12 protein-coding genes and 1 pseudogene are annotated in these 16,728 nt (G+C 50.1%); 4 read left to right on the top strand and 9 right to left on the bottom strand.

The features are described 5' to 3' along the window. Positions 1-20 precede the first annotated feature (20 nt). Complete coding sequence (locus BSZ32_RS17105) at positions 21-2,795, top strand: bifunctional aconitate hydratase 2/2-methylisocitrate dehydratase (protein ID WP_105044539.1); 2,775 nt, start codon at positions 21-23, stop codon at positions 2,793-2,795. Between the two features lie 422 nt (positions 2,796-3,217). On the opposite strand, the gene BSZ32_RS17100 is transcribed toward BSZ32_RS17105, so the two are convergent. Together BSZ32_RS17100 and BSZ32_RS17095 are read right to left on the bottom strand one after the other, a co-directional pair. Further along, complete coding sequence (locus BSZ32_RS17100; RefSeq protein ID WP_105044538.1) at positions 3,218-3,733, bottom strand: YbjN domain-containing protein; 516 nt, start codon at positions 3,731-3,733, stop codon at positions 3,218-3,220. 16 nt (positions 3,734-3,749) lie between these two features. Further along, entirely contained in the window at positions 3,750-4,280 is a 531-nt protein-coding gene (locus BSZ32_RS17095) for a hypothetical protein (RefSeq protein ID WP_105044537.1), read from the bottom strand. 57 nt (positions 4,281-4,337) lie between these two features. Between BSZ32_RS17095 and BSZ32_RS17090 the strand changes: the two genes are divergently transcribed. Continuing rightward, the gene (locus BSZ32_RS17090) at positions 4,338-6,161 is read left to right on the top strand and encodes a chloride channel protein (RefSeq protein WP_129589813.1); all 1,824 of its coding nucleotides are present in this window, start codon (positions 4,338-4,340) and stop codon (positions 6,159-6,161) included. 27 nt (positions 6,162-6,188) lie between these two features. On the opposite strand, the pseudogene BSZ32_RS20665 reads toward BSZ32_RS17090, so the two are convergent. After that, positions 6,189-6,254 (bottom strand): annotated as a pseudogene (locus BSZ32_RS20665) (hypothetical protein); the annotation flags it as partial. Positions 6,255-6,317: 63 nt separating this feature from the next. After that, entirely contained in the window at positions 6,318-8,282 is a 1,965-nt protein-coding gene (locus BSZ32_RS17085; RefSeq protein ID WP_165788917.1) for an alpha amylase C-terminal domain-containing protein, read from the bottom strand. Between the two features lie 193 nt (positions 8,283-8,475). Between BSZ32_RS17085 and BSZ32_RS17080 the strand changes: the two genes are divergently transcribed. After that, a complete protein-coding gene (locus BSZ32_RS17080; protein ID WP_105044535.1) occupies positions 8,476-9,876 on the top strand; it encodes an MBL fold metallo-hydrolase RNA specificity domain-containing protein in 1,401 nt (466 codons plus the stop codon). 280 nt (positions 9,877-10,156) lie between these two features. Then, positions 10,157-12,004 (top strand): molecular chaperone HtpG, encoded by a 1,848-nt coding sequence (gene htpG, locus BSZ32_RS17075; protein ID WP_105044534.1) that lies wholly within the window; start codon positions 10,157-10,159, stop codon positions 12,002-12,004. A gap of 59 nt (positions 12,005-12,063) precedes the next feature. Here htpG and gltS read toward each other — a convergent pair whose 3' ends face one another. From gltS to BSZ32_RS17050, 5 genes are all read right to left on the bottom strand, one after another. Continuing rightward, the gene (gltS, locus tag BSZ32_RS17070) at positions 12,064-13,278 is read right to left on the bottom strand and encodes a sodium/glutamate symporter (protein WP_105044533.1); all 1,215 of its coding nucleotides are present in this window, start codon (positions 13,276-13,278) and stop codon (positions 12,064-12,066) included. 187 nt (positions 13,279-13,465) lie between these two features. Beyond that, the gene (locus tag BSZ32_RS17065; protein ID WP_105044532.1) at positions 13,466-14,332 is read right to left on the bottom strand and encodes an OprD family outer membrane porin; all 867 of its coding nucleotides are present in this window, start codon (positions 14,330-14,332) and stop codon (positions 13,466-13,468) included. 12 nt (positions 14,333-14,344) lie between these two features. Next, positions 14,345-14,857, bottom strand: a complete 513-nt coding sequence (locus BSZ32_RS17060; RefSeq protein ID WP_129589812.1) for a hypothetical protein — start codon at positions 14,855-14,857, stop codon at positions 14,345-14,347. A 217-nt stretch (positions 14,858-15,074) separates the two neighbouring features. Beyond that, positions 15,075-15,977, bottom strand: a complete 903-nt coding sequence (gene xerA / locus BSZ32_RS17055) for a site-specific tyrosine recombinase/integron integrase (RefSeq protein ID WP_105044530.1) — start codon at positions 15,975-15,977, stop codon at positions 15,075-15,077. 14 nt (positions 15,978-15,991) lie between these two features. Next, the gene (locus tag BSZ32_RS17050) at positions 15,992-16,420 is read right to left on the bottom strand and encodes a Fur family transcriptional regulator (protein ID WP_105044529.1); all 429 of its coding nucleotides are present in this window, start codon (positions 16,418-16,420) and stop codon (positions 15,992-15,994) included. Positions 16,421-16,728: the final 308 nt, after the last annotated feature.

The following is a 16,728-nucleotide window of genomic DNA, read 5'->3' as shown; positions in this document are numbered from 1 at the left end:
AGAATTTTCGCACAGAAATTATGAGCTTGTATTTAGACTATTTAAAAGAGATTGAGGAACGCAAAGGGCAAGGGTTGAACCCACAGCCTATTGACGATGGCGCATTGGTCGCTGAACTCGTTGCACAAATCAAAGATTCGAAGAATGAACATAAGAAGGATTCCCTTATTTTCTTCATCTACAACACTCTTCCGGGAACCACTAGCGCTGCTGGCGTGAAGGCTGCTTTTTTGAAGGAGATCATCCTTGGTGAGTCCATCTTAGAAGAGATCACACCCACTTTCGCTTTTGAGCTCTTGTCCCACATGAAGGGTGGCGCATCAATGAAGGTTCTTTTGGACATCGCTTTAGGTGGTAACCAATCGCTCGCACAGCCATCTGCAGACGTACTCAAAACTCAGGTTTTCTTGTACGAAGCAGACATGGAGCAACTCGAGTCAGCTTATAAGGCTGGCAATGCAATCGCTAAAGAGATTCTTGAAAGCTACGCTAAGGCCGAGTTTTTCACAGGGCTTCCTGACGTTCCAGAAGAGATTGAGCTGGTTACTTATATTGCTGGTGAAGGTGATATCTCCACTGATTTGCTTTCCCCAGGTGGCGAAGCGCACTCACGCTCGGATCGTGAACTGCACGGTAAGTGCTTCATCACGACCGAAGCACAAGATGAGATTTCAGCACTACAAGCTGCTCATCCAGACAAGCGTGTGATGCTGATCTCTGAAAAGGGAACAATGGGTGTTGGTTCATCCAGAATGTCAGGCATCAACAACGTGGCTCTCTGGGCTGGCAAGCAGGCGAGCGCGTATGTTCCATTTGTGAACATTGCGCCAGTTGTTGCAGGAACCAATGGAATTTCGCCTATTTTCCTCACAACTGTGGATGTTACTGGCGGTCTAGGGCTAGACCTTAAAAACTGGGTTAAGAAGACTGATGCCGATGGCAAGACAGTTTTTGATGAGAGCGGTGACGCGGTTCTTGAGCAAGCCTACTCAGTGGCTACTGGCACAGTTCTGACAGTGAACACTAAGAAGAAGAAGCTTTATAATGGTGACCAGGAGCTGGTTGATATTGCTTCCGCACTCACTCCGCAAAAAGTGGAATTTATCAAGGCTGGTGGCTCTTATGCTATTGTATTTGGTAAGAAGCTTCAGACTTTCGCTGCTAAAACACTGGGCATAGAAGTGACTCCAGTTTTCGCCCCAGCTAAATTAATTTCTCACGAAGGCCAAGGCCTGACAGCAGTTGAGAAGATCTTCAACAGAAATGCAGTGGGAGTTCCAGATGGTATGGTTCTTCACGCAGGTTCTGATGTTCGGGTTGAAGTGAACATCGTCGGTTCTCAGGACACGACTGGTCTGATGACTTCTCAGGAACTCGAGGCAATGGCTGCAACAGTCATTTCGCCAATCGTTGATGGTGCATACCAATCAGGTTGTCACACCGCTTCAGTTTGGGACAAGAAGGCTCAGGCTAACATCCCCAAGTTGATGAGCTTCATGCACAAGTTTGGTCTTATCACAGCACGTGACCCGAAAGGAAAGTACCACGCGATGACTGACGTTATCCACAAGGTGCTCAACGACCTCGCTGTTGATGACTGGGATGTTATCATCGGTGGTGACTCCCACACACGTATGTCAAAAGGTGTGGCATTCGGAGCTGACTCAGGAACTGTCGCACTTGCGCTTGCTACTGGTGAAGCTAGCATGCCAATGCCTGAATCAGTTAAAGTGACTTTCAAAGGTGAGATGAAGGCCCACATGGATTTCCGCGACGTGGTCCACGCTACCCAGCTACAAATGCTTGAGAAGTTTGGTGAGAACGTATTCCAGAGCCGCATCATTGAGGTGCACATCGGAACTCTTCCAGCTGACCAAGCGTTCACGTTCACTGACTGGACTGCAGAGATGAAGGCGAAAGCATCGATCTGTATTTCAGAAGATGAGACGCTGATTAAATCACTAGAGATCGCTAAGAGCAGAATTCAAATCATGATCGACAAGGGCATGGACAATGAGCCGCAAGTTCTTCAGGGATTGATTGATAAAGCGAACAAGAGAATTGCTGGAATCAGATCAGGAGAGAATCCAGCACTGACCCCAGATGCGAATGCTAAGTATTCAGCTGAGTTCGTGGTAGATCTCGATAAGATTGTTGAGCCAATGATCGCTGACCCAGATGTGAACAACGACGATGTCTCCAAGCGTTACACTCACGATGCGATCAGAGAGCTCTCCTACTACGGTGGTGAGAAGCATGTTGATCTCGGTTTTGTTGGTTCATGCATGGTGCACAAAGGGGATTTCAAGATTGTTTCTCAAATGCTTAGAAATCTTGAAGAACAACAAGGGGAGGTTGCCTTTAAGGCACCACTCATCGTTGCCGCTCCAACATACAACATCATTGATGAACTCAAGGCTGAAGGTGATTGGGACTTGCTAGAGAAGTATTCTGGTTTCGAATTCGATGACGATGCGCCTAAGAGCACAGCGCGCACAGAATATGAGAACATGATGTATCTCGAGCGCCCAGGTTGTAACCTCTGCATGGGTAACCAGGAGAAAGCTGAAAAAGGTGACACTGTGATGGCGACATCCACTCGTCTCTTCCAGGGAAGAGTTGTTGCTGACTCAGATCGTAAAAAAGGTGAGTCATTGCTCGCCTCCACGCCTGTAGTCGTTCTTTCTGCAATCCTTGGTAGAATTCCAAATATGGATGAATACAAGGCAGCTGTTGAAGGAATCAACCTGACAACATTCGCTCCACCTCTGAATGAGCTAAGCACCAAGGCTTAGGTTGATTCATCCAACAAGTGTGCTGACACGATCCGTTGGTCCTGAAAATTTGTAAAGTGCGGTTCTGTAATGGGGCCGCACTTTTTTGTTTTTCGGTTGGGGGAGTTGAAGCAAAATCTGACCGCGAAAGTGACGAAAGTGACGAAAGTTTTGAGGTTGCTTGGATGATGAAGCTTTTTTTACCACGAATGACACCAATTACACGAATGTGGGGGCAGGGTAGAGCCTCTCTGAGGCAACTGGCTGAATGACGAGTCTATGAAGGCATCGATCTAACCCTCCTCCATGACACTATTTTCAACGGCCCATTCTAGGATGTACGTGAGATAGGGGGGCATTTCGGAGGTCAGCCCCTGCCGAACAGCAAAAAAGCCAAAGGATGGGATCCCTTGGCTTTTTGAAATTGGTTTGGGTGGTGTCCCTTAAATATCCATTTCTTCGTCTCCTGGCACTGGTGGCAGCAGGTCTTGACGGAGTAGGAGGCGCTCGATGCTGAGATCGTCTAAGAGGTCTTCAGCAGTTTGCTGGATGATCGAACAGAAGGGGATGATGCGGTCGACTTCGGCGATCGAGCAATGGACCATGGTGGAGACGATGTCTTTGTCGAATTTCTCACGCTCGAAGATGTTAGTGATGCGGAAGACGACGCGGCGGCGGTCGAGGTCGTACTCTAGCCCGCCGAGGTTCATTTGCTTGTTCGCACGGTGTAGCATCTCAAGCAGGAGTGGCTGACGGATTTCATCGATATCAAAAGCAGTTTCACCGACGATGGTGAGCGAGTTGAGCTGGGTGAAGACTTGGGCAAAGAGCTGCACACGCGTGTGATGCGCTTCGAATGCAGTGGTGAGGACCTCGCGGCCTTCTAAGATTTCGTGAGCCCAATTATGTTCATTGAAGGCGTCTGCTACAGAGGTGAGCTGGATGGATGGTGGTCGCATGGGATGGAAAGGGTGCTTAGTTGCTGCTGGTTCTGGCTTTGATTGCTTTTTGAAGCAAGGAGATTTGTGCTGTGGCGAGAGGTTTTAGCGTGAGTACTGTGCCGCTGGTTTTTTCTGGGGAAGAATGCAGAGTGAGCAGAGCTTCGGTGATGTCAAAGCTGTGGACTTCTTGCCAGAAAATGATCTGGAGGTTTTTCTCGGGCTTAAAGAAGGGGAAGACTTCCACACCCATTGGCGTGAGTAATATATAGGCGTGTCGCACGCAGTGGATCGCCAATCGGAGGGTGAAATAGGAGGGGATGAGTGGGAGCAGGCAGAACCAAGCATAGAAATGGAAGTCTACATCGTTCGGCCCCCAGCTCGCAAAGAGTGCCACGAAGCTAGCCACACCAAGCATCAGGAGGAATGCCGTGAGGATAAAAAATTGAGAAGCCTGACGGGTGCGGGTGAAGCGAAGTTCTTTATGGGACTCCGCCACCGATTTTGGTGAGAGGCCGAAGAGGCGCTCGAAGAATGTGCGAGTGGGGATGTCGGGTTGGCCTGGCATTGTGCTGCATGTTTCTGGTGGCTATGCATAAATTGTTCAACGGTAAAGTGATGGGGCTTGGCTATTGTAGAAACTGTGGTACCCCGCAGCACAGGAATGCCAAGCAAAGGAGTCATAGCAGAATGGATCAAGAGTCGCTTGGATGACAGCCAGCGCTTCCTCTTGCTCTGTATCTTAATTGGCTTGAGCTGTGGTATAGCGGCAGTGCTTTTCCATTGGTCTATCCACTATTTATTCCACAGCGTGTGGGACTGGGCGACTGCTCTAGGTGGCTGGAAGTTCTATGGCGTTATGCTGGGAGCGCCTACTCTCGGCGGATTGTTAGTCGGGATCTCGGTTAAAACCTTCGCGCCGGACTCAGCAGGATCTGGTATTCCGCAAACCAAGGCCGCTTATTATAACCACGGCGGTTACATCTCTAGCGCTACTGGATTCTGGCGTTTTGTGTTAGGCTCGCTGTATTGTGGTTTGGGAAACAGTCTTGGGCGTGAAGGTCCTACTGTGCACTTGTCGTCCGCTATTTCGTCGCGACTCGGGCGTTGGATTTTTAAAGACCCAAACCGGATCCAGTCGGCCTTACCTGTAGGCATGGCGGCAGGAATTGCGGCGGCATTCAATGCACCACTTTCTGCGATCACCTTCGTGTTTGAGGAATTGCTCGATAACTTTTCGATGAAGGCTCTCGGAGGTATTGTCGTCGCCGTAGTTATTGCGGCGGCAGTTTCACGGAGCTTACTCGGAGAAGATCCTATTCTCGCGAGTCATTTGAACAAAGAGTTCATCACCTCACCTTGGATGTTTGTCGGTATCCCTATGGGTTTGATGGCTGGTTTACTAGGTCACTTTTTTGTGAGTTGCGTGCTGACGCTGCGCTTAAAATTTAAAGAGAAAATGGCAAAGATGTCATGGCTCACTCCAGCGGTCGGTGGACTTAGCTGTGGCCTGCTCGGAGTTTTAGCTTACCAAGTCTCAGGGAACTTCGGTGACCCACAGAATTCTGTTTTCAGTATCGGTTACGAAAGTCTCGAACTGGCGTTTGAGGATAGTCTCGTATGGCAGGTGCTGGCAGTGCTTCTTATCTGTAAGTTTATCGCAGTGGTGGTTAACTACGCGACGGGTGGTTCCGGTGGTCTATTCTCGCCCACACTTTTCTTAGGGGGGATGCTCGGTGGTTTGATCGGTATGCTTCTCGTTGGTCTAGAAGGTTGGATGCATTTCTCCAACTGGCCAGGTACCCACCAAGTTGTTGGTGGATGTGTGTTGTTAGGCATGGGTGCGATGTTCTCTGCCGTGGTTCGCTGCCCATTTACTTCGCTGATTATTATCTTCGAAATGACGGGCAACTACTCGTTGATCTTACCATTGATGGCTGGAAATATGTTGGCTTGGTCGATCGCTAAGAAATTCCGACCCATTGCTTTGTACGACGCGCTGTTGCTCCAAGACGGTGTCAACTTGAAGAAGTTTTCAGCCTTCCGCGGGAGTCAAGACTACCGCAATCTCCCCGTCGCCGCTATCATGTCCCATGAGGTGTTGAGCATGCAGTCCGGTGTGACTGTGGAGGAAAATATCAAATCTCTCGGTGCCAGAGGAATGGTGTACCACGCTTATCCGATCATGGATGCTCATGGTGACTTAATTGGGATAGTGACTCGCCACGAGTTAGAGGAATCGGTAAGTGAGGCATTGTTAGATAACCTCATTCTCGATCAGATATTGCTCTCAGTGCAGCCAGATACCTCTATCCGAGACGCCGCCAACCGTATGATTGCGAACAACTACCAGCAGGTGACTGTGGTTTCCGCCACTAATTCCCAAAAGCTGCTGGGGTTGATCACGCTCAATGACATCGCTAGGCAACAGAATGCTAGTGAGCTCTAGGGGACTAGAGTGTTCAGTTGGGAGTGTTCAGTTTTCAGACCTGGATGATGAAACTCCGCCGCGGTTGTCGAGCCGATCTTGCCGCAGAGTGGTGTCAAATCACGCGCAGTCTAAATGTTTGTTGTGGCCAAGCTGGGGCTTGGCGCTCGCAGGGGGTTAGTTGACTTTTCTTAGTACCAGTGCTGTTCTGCAGGGTAGGTAGAGTGAGAGAACTGGGCCGTGCTCGCCGGCGATGCTGTGGATGTTGATGGAGCTATTTATACGGTTGTGGCCGCCGAAGGATGGGTCATCTGAATTGAGGATTACTTCGTATTCGCCAGCGGAGGGAACGGAAATGTGGTAATCGGTGTACGACTGCGTCGGGTGGAGGTTGATGATTCCTATGTGGTTGGCTCGTTCGAAGGCTATGAGATGGTCGCCACCGTGGCAGCAGAGTTGCTGGGCTTGTGGAGCGGCTAGCATATTACTCTCACCGAGCACATGAATGAGAGCTTTATCGAAGTTGTTGAGGAACTGGTATTTCAGCTCTGGGTTATCGACGAGAGACCATTGGCGGCGGCAGTAGTGGTAGGACCAATCATTGCCTTCGCGTGGGAAATCTAACCACTCTGGGTGGCCGAATTCATTGCCCATGAAGGTGAGGTAACCTTCACCACCAATACAGGACGTTAGAAGGCGGATGAGTTTGTGCATGGCGATACCGCGGTCGATGACTGGGTGGGTGTCATCAGCTTTCATGTGCCAATACATGTCTTGGTCCATCAAGCGGAAGGCGAGTGTCTTGTCGCCAACGAGTGCCTGGTCGTGTGACTCGGCGTAGGCTATATTTGCTTCGCCGTGGCGACGGTTAGTCAGCGTTTCCCAGATTGCATTCACGTCCCAGTCTTCGTCGCTCTGTTCTTTGAGCAACTTGATCCAATAATCGGGGAGTCCCATGGCGAGTCGATGGCTGAAGCCAACACCACCTTCGTGCGTTGGGCGGCAAAGCCCAGGCATACCAGACATGTCTTCGGCGATATTGAGAACTCCAGGTCTGATCGATTCAGCAAGGGTGGTTGCGAGTTGGAGGTAGAGCACCGCGTCGTGGTCGACACCATTGGTGAAATATTTCTCGTAATGATCGAAGGCCACGCTGCCGTGGTGGTCGTAGAGCATCGAGGTGACTCCGTCGAAGCGGAAGCCGTCGAAGCGAAATTCTTCGAGCCAATAGCGGACGTTGGAGAGGAGGAATCGGACGACTTCATCCTTCCCGTAGTCAAAGCACTTCGAGTCCCATTGGGGTTGGTTTCCCTTTTCACCTGAGTGGAAGTACTGGTGGTCGGTTCCGTCAAATTCATTGAGTCCTTCAGCGAGGTTCTTCACCGCATGGGAATGGACGATGTCCATGATGACAGCGATGCCGTGGCTGTGCGCAGTGTCGACGAGGTATTTGAGATCTTCTGGTGTGCCGAAGCGTGAACAGGCGGCAAAAAAGTTAGACACGTGGTAGCCAAATGATCCGTAGTAAGGATGCTCCTGTACGGCCATCAACTGGATGGTGTTGTAGCCTAGGTGAAGAATGCGGGGGATGACGGTGTCGGCAAATTCCCGATAAGTGTGAAGCCGTGGTTCCTCGCCAGCCATGCCGGTGTGGGCTTCGTAAATGAGAGGGGATGTGACAGCGCTAGGATCGAATGTGTGTTTCCAAACGTAGTTGTCCTCTGGTGCCCAAATTTGGCCTGAGTAATCGTGGGTATCTGGGTCTTGGATCGCTCTGGAGATCGTGGCAGGGATGCGGTCGCGCACCGAGTTGTCGGCACCCACGATGCGGAGTTTTACTTTGTCGCCATGCTTGAGAGCTGAACCTTTGACGGTAGTGTCCCAATAACCGTCGTCACCTTTACTAAGTGGAAATGATTCTCCGTCCCAGTTGTTAAAGTCGCCAACCAGTGCGATAGATTTCGCATTGGGTGCCCACTCACGAATGTTCCAAGTATCCTTTTCGGAGTGGTAGAGTATTCCTAGATCTAGGTGGCTATTGGCAAAGGCGTAGAGCGAATCGTGGCTTTGCTCGATCTCCGAGAGCTTTTCCTGGAATCTTGCGATGCGTTGCTGGATGGCTCCAGTTTGATCCTGTAGCATGGGTCGTTTTGAACGAGAGTGGGAATTTCAAGGTTACTCACGCTTGAGAAACTAACAGTCCACGTGCCAAGTACGAACCTTTTCTGTGTTCTAAAAATGTCATTTTACTGTGTCGGAGGAATACTCCATCTATTTGTTCTGGTCAATGATCAGCCTCAACGCGTAGGTTAGGTGTTAGTCATTTTATATATTTATGAAACTTACATTTTGCGGAGCAGCTGGAACAACGACTGGATCACAACACTTACTCGAGGTGAATGGAAATAGGATCTTGTTGGATTGCGGCCTTTATCAAGGGCGACGTAACGACGCCTTTGAGATCAACAAAAACTTCCCACACTTTGATCCCGCCAGCATCGACACTGTGGTGCTTTCACATGCACATATCGATCACAGTGGGAATTTACCAAATCTCACTCGAAGTGGATTCGAGGGAAACATTTACGCGACCTTTGCCACGCGCGATCTCTGCCAGATCATGCTCGCAGACAGTGCTCGAATCCAGATGTACGACGTGAGTTGGTTAAACAAGAAACGTAAAAAGAATGAAGAAGTCCCGCTGGAGCCCTTGTATAATGAAATGGATGCTGAACGATGCCTCCGCCAATTCGTTAACGTTGGTTACGATAGGCCAATGTTGATAGCTCCCGGCGTGACCTTACGTTTCATCGATGCTGGCCATATTTTGGGCAGCGCTCAGGTGATTCTAGATGTAGAGGATCAAGATGATGGTAAGAGCAAACGCTTCTTATTTTCTGGCGATGTAGGTCGTGGAGGTAATGACATTTTACGTGACCCAGTGGCAGCAAAGGGTGTCGATTTTGTTCTAATGGAGAGTACCTATGGGGGGCGTAAGCATGAGCTAGGAACTGAGGTCGATGATAAAATAGCAGAGGTGCTCCGCCGAGCTCTAGAGAGAAAGGGGAAGGTGATTATTCCATCATTCGCTGTTGAGCGGACCCAGCAGGTATTGTATGTGCTGCATCAACTCTTTGAAGATGGGCGGATCCCGCGGGTGCCGGTCTATGTGGATAGCCCGTTGGCGGTGAATGCGACGGAGGTATTTAGATTACATCCAGAGTGTTTCAATCACGAGATCTACAACTTCCTGTTTGAGAAACGTGATCCATTTGGTTTCGAAGGGTTGACGCTTGTACGCTCGGTCGAGAAATCGAAGGCTCTCAATGCTAGCCAAGAACAGGCAATCATTATTTCAGCCTCAGGTATGTGTGAAGCTGGTCGTATCCTCCACCACCTTAAAAATGAAATTGATAATCCTAATAATACCATTCTATTTGTCGGCTATTGCGCACAGCAGACATTGGGCTGGAAGATCCGTGAAGGGCAAAAAAAGGTGCGCATCCTCGGAGGGGAATACCATGTGAGAGCGAAGGTTGAGATCATGGATTCGTTCTCAGGTCACGCTGACCATTCTGAGTTGCTCGAATACTTTAAGGCGATGACTGGAGCTAAATCAAAGACTTGGCTGGTACATGGCGAGGCCGAGCGCTCGGCAATCTTCAAAGAGGCGTTGGATGCAGTCCATGATGGTGAAGTGAGTCTTGGTGAGCTCGGGGAAACTGTGGAATTCTAGAGTTCTTGTTTGACGTCTATTACGCAGACTAGACCGACTTTCCATTGCAGAGGACTCTACCGCGAAAAATACGAAAAGTGCGCAAGCTGCAAGTACGATGAAGCGGTGACCGATTTTTACACCTCACCTCAATACTGGGTATTGTTGAGGCACTGTGATTTGTGGTGATGGAACTCATCTATAAATTCTCGCGAGTTTCGCGGTTAAAGACGAGTCGCTGATTGCTCTAAGAATCGGGCTTGCATGTGGGATTTTTTGGACTAAATTCCGCCCACAAATTATGGCAACAAAAGAAGTTCAACAACACGGATTCCAGGCTGAAGTAAAACAGCTCCTCGATATCGTCATCCACTCACTCTACACTGACAGCGAGATTTTCGTTCGCGAGTTGGTTTCCAACGCATCTGACGCACTTGAAAAAGCCCGTCTCAAGCAACTCACTGAGAACGACGTCTACCAAGGTGACGCAGAGCTCAAGATCTGCATCACTACCGACGAAGAGAACAACACACTTACAATTCAGGACTTCGGTATCGGCATGAACCGTGACGAACTCACTGAAAACCTCGGAACAATCGCACACTCAGGTACCAAAGCATTCCTCGAGCAACTCAAGGAAAAAAATGGTGACGGTGGTAATGCTGACGTTATTGGTCAATTTGGTGTTGGTTTCTACTCCGCATTCATGGCGGCTGACGAAGTGGAAGTTTCCACACACTCATGGGACCCAGCAGCAGAAAACCTCAAGTGGACATCTGACGGTTCCACTGGCTACAGCATCGAAGAAATCGACGAGCAAGCTCGTGGTTGTAAGATGGTGATGAAGCTTAAAGAAGACAAAGCTGAATTTTCTAAGGCGGACCGCGTGAAGGAAATTCTTGAGAAGTATTCTAACTTCGTCACATTCCCGATCGAACTCAACGGCGAGCGTGTTAACAAAGTGGAAGCACTCTGGCTCAAGTCTAAGAGCGAAGTCACCACTGAGCAATACACTGAGTTCTACAAGTTCGTGGCACACGCCTATGACGAGCCAAAGTTCACCATGCACTTCAGTGCTGATGCTCCACTCGCGATCAATGCACTCCTTTTCGTTCCTGGTGAAAACCAAGAGCAATTCGGCATGGGCCAAATGGAAGCAGGCGTTTCTCTCTATTGCCGCAAGGTACTCATCGACGCAAAGCCGCAGAAGTTGCTCCCTGAGTGGTTGCGCTTCCTCCGTGGTGTGATCGATTCCGCTGACCTTCCGCTCAATATCTCACGTGAGACAATGCAGGACACAGCGCTTATCCAGAAGCTCAACAAACTCATCACAAAGCGCTTCCTCAAGTTCCTCGCGACTCAGGCTAAGAACGAGCCGGAAGCATACATGGACTTCTACACAAAGTTTGGTCGTTTCCTTAAAGAAGGCATCGCAACAAGTTTCGAGCACCAAGAGCAACTCGCTGGACTTATCCGATTCGAGTCCACTTCTACAGAAGCTGGCACACAGACAGGTTTCGCCGAGTACATCGAGCGCGCTGCAGACGACCAAGAGGTGATCTACTTCCTCACAGGAGCTTCACGTGACATCCTCTCAAAAGGACCATACCTCGAAGCGTTCAAGGCTCGTGGAATCGAAGTGGCTCTCTTCACTGACCAAGTCGACCAATATGTTCTAGACTCAATGCCTGAGTTCAAGGGCAAGAAGCTCGTTCCTGCTGACCGTGCAGACATCGAACTCGATGATCTCGAGGCTGAAGGTGAAGCGCTCGACGCGAGTTCGCTCGCAGCTCTCACAGGCTGGATGCAGGACACTCTCGGTGAGCGTGTGGAGAAGGTAGAAGCAGGCAAGCGCCTCGTGGACAGCCCGATCGCAGCACTCGCACCTAAAGAAGCACCAAACGCACAGATGATGGCGATGATGAAGGCAATGGGCCAGGAAGTTCCTACTCCAAAGGTCACTCTCGAAATCAACCCACGCTCAGAAGTCATCAAGAATCTTTCCAGTCTTCAGCAAAAAGATAACGAGCTCGCGACTCTCGTAGCTCAACAGCTCACTGACAACGCACTCCTAGCAGCGGGTCTTCTAGAGAATCCACAAGAAATGGTTTCTCGCATGAACGACCTCCTCGCGCGCGTTGCGAAGTAGTTCTAGAAACTAACAAATCATCAAATCGGCCATTGTTCTCTGAGCAATGGCCGATTTTTTCACATCGCCACCTGCATGAACGGTAGACCGATGAAGAACTTGATTACCATGGCGTTGACCAAGTCGATGAAGAAGGCTCCGACCAGTGGCACGATGAGGAAAGCTTTGAAGGAGGGACCGTACTTGGAGGTGATGGCGTTCATGTTGGCTATGGCGACTGGGGTGGCACCGAGCCCGAGACCGGTGAAGCCAGCGCAGATCACGGCGGCATCGTAAGTTTTACCCATCACTCGGAACACCAGTAAAACTGCGAAGAGGGTGACCACTAGCACCTGTACGAACAGCACTAGCATTACCGCACCCATCGCTCCACTCAACGCGTTGAGATCCATGCTCATCAGGCTCATGGCGAGAAATAGTTGCAGTGCGACCTCGCCGACCCTGTCGAAGTCGGGCTGGCGAATCTCCTTTTTGAAAACATCGGCAAAATTGGTGATGGCGATGCCGACAATCATCGAGGTGAGGAAGCCGGGCAACTTCACACCGGCATCAAAGAATAGGCGATTGACCACGTCGCCGACCGAGATGCAAATCGCGAGGATGAAAATTGTTGTCATGATACGCTGCATCGTCACTGGCTCGAGGGCCGTCTTTGGTGCATCTTTCTTGGTCATCATGCCCTTACCAGCATCCGAGCCGGGAGCTAGGTTATTCTTCTTGATCAGGCGCTCGGCCACCGGACCGCCGATGATGCCACCGGCGACCAGTCCAAAAGTGGCAAAGGCGATGCCGATGATGGCCGCTTGGTCGAAGCCCGCTGCCTTAGCTTCATTGCCCCAGGCTATCGCCGTACCGTGACCGCCGGCGAAGGATATACTGCCAGCGAACAGTCCAATACCCGGGTGCACGCCGAGCAGCTTAGCCATCAGCACGCCGGTGACGTTCTGCACCACTAGGAACACCATCGCGCAGACCAGCAGGATTAGCAGTGATTTACCGCCGGCCTTGAGGCGGGCGAATTTCGCAGACAGGCCGATGGTGCTGAAGAAGGCTAGCAGAAGCAGGTCGCGCAAGCTTAGGTCAAAAATAATCTTCGGTCCATCGAGTAGCACGATGGCTAGCACAACGAGGCTGACAATGAGCCCGCCGGTGACCGCCTGGGGGATGCTGTACTTTTGCAGAAAGCCGACTTTCCTCGTCAGTAGGCTGCCGAGGAATAGTACGAAAATGCTGATGATCAGCGTGTCAGCGCCGTTGATGTTGAGGTCGTTCATATTAATGTAGCTGCGTTGGTGCCGAGAGTAACGTCAAAGGAGGTTGCGCGGACAGTGACGAGCTGGCTGCGGGCTGGCAATGGAAAAGGTGAAGATTTAAAACGCTTGGCCGACGACTGCAATGCGAGGGGTTTGCATTTTGGTGGCATCCTTGAGGCAGCAAATGTGAGGAGAGATAGGGTGGGCCTCAAAAGTCGTACGAGTAGTTGAGAATAAAACGGATATCCTCTAAGCCCGCTCCACCATCAATCGAGTTATTGGCGTAGCGCGCACGAAACCAAACACCGTCAAATAACTCTATCTTGGGTCGGTAGTCGACTGTGAAGTCAAATTCCTGCTGATCCGGTGAGGCATGCTTACCGCTATCAGGCGTATCAGCCGTGACCCAACTGGTATCCATCGACAGACCTTCAAGCCCATGCGGCTCTAGGTCATAAGTGAGTCCTATGCGAAACGACTCCTCTCCGGCCCTATCAAAGTCCTGAATAATCGAGGAATGATAGGCCGGCGTGCCGCCCCAAGGCTTTACAACACCACTGCCGTTTGCTGTCCATTGATACGAAACGGAGGTGGTCAAATTACCGTATTGAACTGCAGCTTTCACCGCTGCTGATTGCGTGTCAAAACTCCCCAGTAATTCACTCCCTACACTGCGCTGATCCGTAAACTGAGCCCCTAACCCTACACGGCAGCAGTCAGAGATTTGGATCAATTTTTCCCCTTCGAAGTAAATGGAGTTAAACATGTCCCAGCCATATTGCTCAGACAAAGCGATATAATTACCCTCCGAAAAGTTGTAGCGCAGCGAAATGGCCGACACTCCTTTATCCTCCCCGGCCACTCCCGCCACGTCCGACATGCTTTCGAAATTAGTCGAGGTTCTTGTCTTTATCCTAAAGACGTGGCCAAATCCCAATTGGACATTTTCAATCCCAGCCACTCTAAGACCAATCGCCTCAAAGGTGTTAGGTGTCATTCTAAAGTCATAACCATTGATATAAGGTAAATCGACTCGAGTCCGGCCCACACGAAGCAATGAATCCTGAACCTTAATATCAGCGTAAGCTTAACCTAACACAGTGTATCCCAGCCGACCTGGAGCCAGCAAACCAATACCATCACGGTCGCTTGGACCATAAATTTTCTGAGAGGTGTAAGCGGTCAGACCAACTCGAAACCAATCGTTATACCAGCCACTCTCTACCCCTAGTTCTCCTCCAAATGCAGCGGATTCCTGAACACCGCCACCCTGGATTTTTCGGTGAAGATAATAAAAGCGCGGATGAATCGAAAATTTAATATCATCGACAAACGGCTGGTTTGTTTTCGGTAAATACCTCTCACGCAATTCAGGCAACCACTTCCTAGGCAACACCACAAACGGATCATACTGATAGAGCAGGCTTTGAGGAATTACACCTATCGAATCCGTAGCAGTACGCTGACCTTTCAGGTCTGCTGAGACTGGTCCCTCAGCTTTACGATATTCTGGAATCGCATCAGCCATCACAGACGATGAGGTCAGCAAAAATACACCACCATATAATGATGCACGGACAGGAGAATTGATGGAACTCATAGAAAAGATGGCCGAGGTTTGTATGAACAACAATAGACTAATTGATTATGACAACTACAGATACTCCCAATGCAAGTCAAACCAATAGCTTGATGCCATATGGCTTACAGAGTAATCTGCAGGCTGATCAGGTAAGGACAGCAAGTTTCCTGTAGCCCTTAATTTCACCTCTCAAATGCGAAGCGAAACTTTAAGACTCAAACTACCCCCACTGCTGTTACTTCGCCCGGGGGTGGGCATTTTGGTAGGACTCTTTCATTCTCTTGGTGCTGACGTGGGTATAGATCTGGGTAGTAGAGAGTGAAGCGTGGCCTAGCAGCTCCTGGACTGACCTGAGGTCTGCTCCATTATCTAACAAATGCGTAGCAAATGAATGACGGAGTTTGTGGGGAGTGATGTGAAAGGGGATGCTGGTCATGCGCAGGTATTTCTTGAGCATAGTTCCAATGGAGGTGGTTGAGAGTTGTCTGCGGCTCTTATTGATGAAGAGCGGACCCTCATTTACTCGAGCTAAAATACGGTAATTCTGCACAGCGGTGAGGGCGAAGCTGCCAATGGGTACAATACGTTCTTTCGCTCCTTTGCCTAAAATCTTGGCAACTCCTTGGCTGTGGTCGATGTCGTTAACTTGCAGCTTAGCGAGCTCCGATAGGCGCAGTCCTGTGGAGTAAAAGAGCTCTAGAATCGCCGTGTCACGCAGTGGGAGCCACTCTGGAGTTTGCTTGGAGAGCTCAGCTTGGAGTGGTGCTTCTAGCAGTTCGACCACCTGCGTTTGATTCAGAATTGTGGGGAGTTTTCGTTCCTGCTTAGGTATCTGCAGCTCCACTAGCGGTGACTTGGCTAGGCCATGGCGGTGGATGAGGTACTTGTAAAATGAGCGCAGAGCAGAAAATCGTAATCGAATCGTCGATCGCGCCATTTCTAACTGCATACAATGGTAAAGGTAGTGGCGAAAGTCTTCATTATTACAAGCTTTCCAGCCGGGGAACTTACTTTCTTCCATGTAGGTTTGGAAGGCGGCGAGGGCTTGCGAGTAGTTCCGCAGAGTTCTTTCAGAGGCTGATTTCTCAACCCTTTGAAAGTTGATAAACCCATCGCTTAGTTGATCGTCGCTACTCATGCTTCATGGGGTGGCTACTTACTGCAGGCTGGACATATACCAAAAAATTCAAGCTCATGGTAGAGTTCAGTGAAACCTGTGGAGCTGGCAATTTCGCGCTCAAGCGCATGGACTGGACAGGGAGCTTTGATCGGCTCGATCTTGCCGCACTCAGAGCAGATTAGAAAATCCTGATGGCGACCTTCCAGTAAAAGGGTGAAGTAGGCTGCGCGCTCGTGGAGGCCTAGTCGACGAACCACAGCTTTATCCGTAAGCCTTTGGAGTAGACGGAAAACTGTCGCTCTATCACACTGGGTGTTGAGGTTCTTGTGTTCCGAAAGCTCAGCCAGAGTCATCGGCCTAGGGGAGGATAACAGAGTGTCGATGAGTAACTCGAGCGCTTTGGTGCGGCGGAGCCCAGATTCCCGACACTGGTTGATGATGCTGGCGGTGGTGTGTGGCATTGAAATCAATGTGTAGTGTCAGCCACTTTTATGCAAGCCTTGTCGCTGCGCTCCAATTAAGAAGGAACAATGAATAATTCAGTTGCAGTGGTGCGGTCAGAATATTGGATAAGCTTTAACGGAGCTCACGATGGTATTGCTCCACAACTCCTTCAGAGTTGCCTAGGGTTTTGTTTGAATCCCAGCGCAGCGACTGCGTCACGACACTGGGCTGAGTTCCGCAAGCTCGTTGGGCTACCAGTGCTGCAGTTTTCGTTAGCCTGAGACAATGGCCGTTCGACTGTGGTCGTGAGCTACCAAGTTGGGGT

Origin of the sequence: Rubritalea profundi, assembly GCF_002954445.1 — a bacterium.
Classification (GTDB): domain Bacteria; phylum Verrucomicrobiota; class Verrucomicrobiia; order Verrucomicrobiales; family Akkermansiaceae; genus Rubritalea; species Rubritalea profundi.
This window is presented reverse-complemented; position numbering and strand designations above follow the sequence as displayed.

Coding starts and splice junctions, on each gene's coding strand:
- BSZ32_RS17095 (WP_105044537.1), bottom strand. CDS start 4,280: ATGCCAGGCCAACCCGACATCCCCACTCGCACATTCTTCGAGCGCCTC.
- BSZ32_RS17060 (WP_129589812.1), bottom strand. CDS start 14,857: ATGAGTTCCATCAATTCTCCTGTCCGTGCATCATTATATGGTGGTGTA.
- BSZ32_RS17050 (WP_105044529.1), bottom strand. CDS start 16,420: ATGCCACACACCACCGCCAGCATCATCAACCAGTGTCGGGAATCTGGG.
- htpG (WP_105044534.1), top strand. CDS start 10,157: ATGGCAACAAAAGAAGTTCAACAACACGGATTCCAGGCTGAAGTAAAA.
- gltS (WP_105044533.1), bottom strand. CDS start 13,278: ATGAACGACCTCAACATCAACGGCGCTGACACGCTGATCATCAGCATT.
- BSZ32_RS17105 (WP_105044539.1), top strand. CDS start 21: ATGAGCTTGTATTTAGACTATTTAAAAGAGATTGAGGAACGCAAAGGG.
- BSZ32_RS17100 (WP_105044538.1), bottom strand. CDS start 3,733: ATGCGACCACCATCCATCCAGCTCACCTCTGTAGCAGACGCCTTCAAT.
- BSZ32_RS17085 (WP_165788917.1), bottom strand. CDS start 8,282: ATGCTACAGGATCAAACTGGAGCCATCCAGCAACGCATCGCAAGATTC.
- BSZ32_RS17080 (WP_105044535.1), top strand. CDS start 8,476: ATGAAACTTACATTTTGCGGAGCAGCTGGAACAACGACTGGATCACAA.
- xerA (WP_105044530.1), bottom strand. CDS start 15,977: ATGAGTAGCGACGATCAACTAAGCGATGGGTTTATCAACTTTCAAAGG.